The organism is Hadarchaeum sp. (SeqCode) (assembly GCF_049969415.1).
GTDB lineage: Archaea > Hadarchaeota > Hadarchaeia > Hadarchaeales > Hadarchaeaceae > Hadarchaeum.
In genome coordinates this window covers 1-3,706 of sequence record NZ_JBMFOX010000061.1, presented here as the reverse complement: position 1 = coordinate 3,706, position 3,706 = coordinate 1, and the positions used below count along the sequence as shown (strand labels likewise).

General features: G+C 52.8%; 3 protein-coding genes. All 3 read left to right on the top strand.

Going from position 1 to position 3,706, the window contains the following annotated elements:
- A partial coding sequence (locus ACP5PX_RS07515) for a hypothetical protein (protein ID WP_428085351.1) occupies positions 1–189 on the top strand: 189 nt, incomplete at its 5' end.
- A gap of 777 nt (positions 190–966) precedes the next feature.
- On the top strand, positions 967–2,049 hold the full coding sequence (locus ACP5PX_RS07510) for a hypothetical protein (protein ID WP_428085350.1): 1,083 nt from the start codon (positions 967–969) through the stop codon (positions 2,047–2,049).
- A 344-nt stretch (positions 2,050–2,393) separates the two neighbouring features.
- Positions 2,394–3,706 (top strand): FG-GAP repeat domain-containing protein (locus ACP5PX_RS07505; protein ID WP_428085349.1); only part of this gene is annotated, 1,313 nt, incomplete at its 3' end.

Below are 3,706 nucleotides of genomic sequence, written 5' to 3'. Positions count from 1 at the left end.
TTAGGCGGTAGGTTAGGAATAGCACAGTTTACCGGTTCATTGGGAGGAGGATTTGGACTTATCGAAAATGCTGTGGCGGCAACACTTGCAGACCTAGACAACGACGGGTGGGTGGAAGTCGTAGCCGCTATTCGGCCCTGGACCGAAAACGCTACCCGAATAGTAATAGCCGCACGGAGGAAACAATGAGGCACAGCAAGAAGAAGTTTTTATTTGTTATATTTGTATTTATTATCTCGAGCATGGTTGTTTACGGGGAATGTCCCCACATATGTCCTGAGTGCCAAATGTGGCTATCTTCCCTGAAAACCAATGAATTAGGGGCCATAACTGAGGTTTGTGTGAAAGCAAAATGTGATCTATTTCCTTGGTGTTTTGAACTCCATGGCCAGGGAACCCTCGCAAGCATCAATGACACATTTCCAATCACGGAGCCAGATATGGATTTCTTGATTCTTCCACTCACAACTGCTCGTGTCTCAAGCGGTGTGGGTCAGTTCTGCGTGTCCGGGCCCTTCCAAATAAGCCTTCCTCTCCCAGGCATTGGAGAGGCTTTGACTGGGCGAGGTACAGTTATTAACTTTACCGTTGGCTCTATAAAATTCAACAGTTGTTTGAGTAAATGTCCATGTTTTGGGGGTAATGGAAATAGGTCCCTGTGTGGACCTAAACGCGGTTGATGAACATCCCTACCATAAGGTTATATTAAACATGCGCGCAAGCGATCCAAATTGTGACCTTGTGTGCGCCGGCTACGGAGGAATTTAACCAGGAGAATTTGTCGTTCCCAAGACTCCAACAATTACCGTCATACAAATGGTCTGTAGTTGTGATGAAGACCAGGTTTATAAGCCTTTGGATCCGTGTAATGCGAAGGCCATCTGGGCGTGGGCGCAGGATGCAAAGGGGAACAGAGCTGTTTCAGACCCCCTCATAATCAAACCTCCAAACCAGCCGCCCGCGGTGTTGACAAATTATTCTAAGGTCACCGAGGTCGGAATTAGCCCTGGGAAGACAGTGTCCGCCACTGTTACTGCCACCGATCCCGATGGGGACACGATCACCTTGGAGAAGGCTATCGGACCAGGGCGCTTGCCCAAAGTCAGTGGTCAAGGTTGGGTCCAAGGAACCTGGAGTTGGGACGTCCCTCTTTCCCTTCCCTCTACCTATTCCGACTACGTGGCCATTGTTGCCCGGGACATCTGTGGTGATGCGGACTCCGCGGTACTCCATTTGCATACATTGAATCCGCCGAAAGCAACGGACGCTCATGTGACCGTGCGGCGCGGAGAGGAGACGCTGACCGAGACCTACGCCTACGTCCACGATCCCGACAGCACTTGGACTAAGGTGCAGGTGGGACCCACGCCGGCTGCCGGGTTGAGCGTCTCCGCCCATGTAGAGGACGATCCCCTCGGGTCCGGGATGGGTGGGTTCATGGTTGTCTTCGAGGTCACCGCGGCCTCGTTCTTATGCCCCGGCACCTACGAGGTGCCCTTCACCGTGGCTGACCCGGACGGCCTTTCCTCCGCGGGGACCCTGTATGTGCGGGTGGTGGGGAACAGGGCTCCTTTGGCCTCCCCCATTCCACTCACCGGCGAGACCACGGTGACCCTCACCCCCACGGGAGTTGTGGCGGGCCCGGTGGTGGTGCGAGGCGAGGTCTTCGATCCCGATGGCGACCAAGTCTTCGTGGAAGCCCCGGGAATGCCGCCCCAGTACGCGGGCTCCCTTTCCACCTTCCTTGGATCCCTGGTCTCCGTGTACTTCCCTTACCCTGAGGCCGGGGACGATTACTGCCGGGCGGTGCGGGAGGGGGACGTGATCGAGGATCAATACACCATAATCCTCCGCGATAGCTGCGGGGCCACCACCGAGGTGCCCGTCACCATACGCATCCGCGTGGTGGACAAGGTCCCGCCCAGCATCATCTATCCCGCGCGGGACGAAACGGCGGATTGTAATGGTCAGGGGAACGGCGCAGAGCCTCAGGCGTGGCTGGCCGATGAGGATGGGGCATGCATTGCCGTTGGAATAAGAAGGCCGTAGTATGAACGGGTTGGAAATTTCAGGGAAGAATAGTGAGGACACAAAGGAGGCGAGAAGGGAAACGAAGGCGATGTTTACGAGCGGTGCAAAACGAGGGCGAATTCTACCGCTGGTAGTGATGGCGTTAGCAGGGGTTGGTGTGCTAAGTTTTGGTCGGGATACAGAGCCAACCGTTGAAGAGCTTCTCCCCGTGGCACGAGCTCCTTAGTCGCCAATCGGACTTCAAGTCGGTCTACCATACGTTTTTGGGACAGGGGGTTTTGATGAAGACAACATGGCAGACCTCCTGCTGTTAACAATGATTCCCAACGAACGAGTATGGCGTTCGGTGTTGTTGATTAACAATGCCGGAAATGCTTTTCATCCTTAGGTATTGCTCGATGAAGAGCAAACAGATGTTTACGGGTCGTTCGGAGTATTTAAGCAAGGAGGTTATGATGCGAAGCAAGCAAGTGTGGATCACAGTTTGTTTGATTGGATTGGTCGCCACAAGCAGCGGTATTTGTTCTGAATTTCGGGTAGGGAATATCCACAAGGAGTGGTTTCCTCCCTCGTTGACCATACTAGAATTCCATGTGGGGGAAGCCGTATCGCTAGAAGTTGGGGATTTCGACGGTGATGGGTGGGTTGACCTAATCGTTGGGGTCTACCACACAAAAAGTGGACGTCAGCTTTTGGTCTTCTATATCCCCAACACAGGAGATGGTCACTTCGTTAGCCCATGCCTGGTGGCCGAAAGTCCCGAGTTGGAAAGCGCTATTCAAGGGGCCGGCGGTGAAGGGGTAGTCGTGGATCTCGATAACGATGGGAAGTTAGACGTGGTTACATTTTACGCCCTCACCATTATGGAGAATGGCACACCCAGCGTGAAGAACTACCTCCTGGTGCTGTGGGGGAATGGGGACGGGACCTTTCGCCAGCAGTGGCTAGAGATGCCGCTAGTAGTTTACACTTTTATGCAGCCTGTGAACCCCATTGCCGTGGGCGATTTCGACGGCGACGGCCTTAAGGACATTGCTTACTCGAAGTTTTACCCTCCTTCGGTGGAAATCCTTTACAACCGTGGGAACTACACTTGGGAAAAAACGGAAGGCTCCGGAATTTTAACAGAGGGTGAGGGCTGCGTAGCAATACCTCTCAGCCTTGCCGCCAGCGACTTCGACGGGAACGGAAAAAGCGATTTGGTGGTGGGGGGATTCTGCGTATTTAACGCTGATGAACCACAACAGCAGGAGTACAAAAGGTTTGTAAAAGTCTTCTTTGCCGAGGATGAAGGGCGATTTCAAGAGACATTTGGTTACATATCGGATGTTCCCGATCTAACTCCCCTGGCACCTTCTCTGTATATTACGGATCTCACCGGTGATGAAATAGAAGATCTCGTGATCACCAAACCATTCAGGAAGCAAACGCCTCAGGAGCTCTACCTCGATCGCGAGTGGATCGACCAGATCGTTTTATTCATTAGGGGAACGCAAACAGTGAGGTTCTTTGGCCCGGTAACCATGCAAGGTGTATGGGGAGGGATTTTGATCTATTTGGAAGGTAAACTACCATCTTATACGTTTATCGGCCTTTCCTTAGGCGGTAGGTTAGGAATAGCACAGTTTACCGGTTCATTGGGAGGAGGATTTGGACTTATCGAAAATGCTGTGGC